This window comes from Pantoea sp. ANP04 (assembly GCF_041982285.1).
GTDB classification, from domain to species: domain Bacteria; phylum Pseudomonadota; class Gammaproteobacteria; order Enterobacterales; family Enterobacteriaceae; genus Pantoea; species Pantoea eucalypti.
Genome location: NZ_JAUTYS010000145.1, coordinates 1 through 542, shown reverse-complemented (window position 1 = coordinate 542; position 542 = coordinate 1). Strand labels below are relative to the sequence as shown.

Below are 542 nucleotides of genomic sequence, written 5' to 3'. Positions count from 1 at the left end.
GGGCGTTCGCCTTTCTCGCCCCTGCCGTAACCGCTTTACGCCACTCACCGGCAAACTGGCGCCTACGCAAACCAGGCTTACTTTTCGGGCATTGGCCTGGGAAACGGCATGACGTTGCTTACGCCACGAGCCTCGCTGATCTTTGGTGTGCCTAGGCGCTCCACTTCGTCGATGCGCACAATCGAATGCATCGGCACAAAACTGCGCACAACGCCTTCGAACTGAGCCTTGAGTTTTTCTTCGCTCGGATCGACGACCACTTGCGTGCGCTCGCCAAAGACGAACTCTTCCACTTCCAGAAAGCCCCACAGATCACTTTGATAGATCTGCTTGGCGTACATTTCGAACACCTGGCCCTGGTTGAGAAAAATCACCTTATAGATTGGGGCTTCACGTTTGGTCATGGTGGGCGGGCAACACATCGGGGGACAAAAATAGGGCGCGAACTAAAGCATAGCTACCCGATGCACAACGCTAGGAACCTGTAGGTATGGCCCCTATAATGCGCGGTTCTTTACCACCAGTTGACGATTCCCATGGCC

Annotated in this window: 1 protein-coding gene; it reads right to left on the bottom strand. The window is 54.8% G+C overall.

Annotation, left to right across the window (positions count from 1 at the left end; translation table 11 throughout):
* Window positions 1-77: 77 nt before the first annotated feature.
* Complete coding sequence (locus Q7C21_RS22805; protein WP_375151211.1) at window positions 78-404, bottom strand: DUF1820 family protein; 327 nt, start codon at window positions 402-404, stop codon at window positions 78-80.
* Window positions 405-542: the final 138 nt, after the last annotated feature.

Bases quoted from the DNA above. Each gene is read 5' to 3' on its own strand.
- Q7C21_RS22805 (WP_375151211.1), bottom strand. From the start codon at position 404: ATGACCAAACGTGAAGCCCCAATCTATAAGGTGATTTTTCTCAACCAG.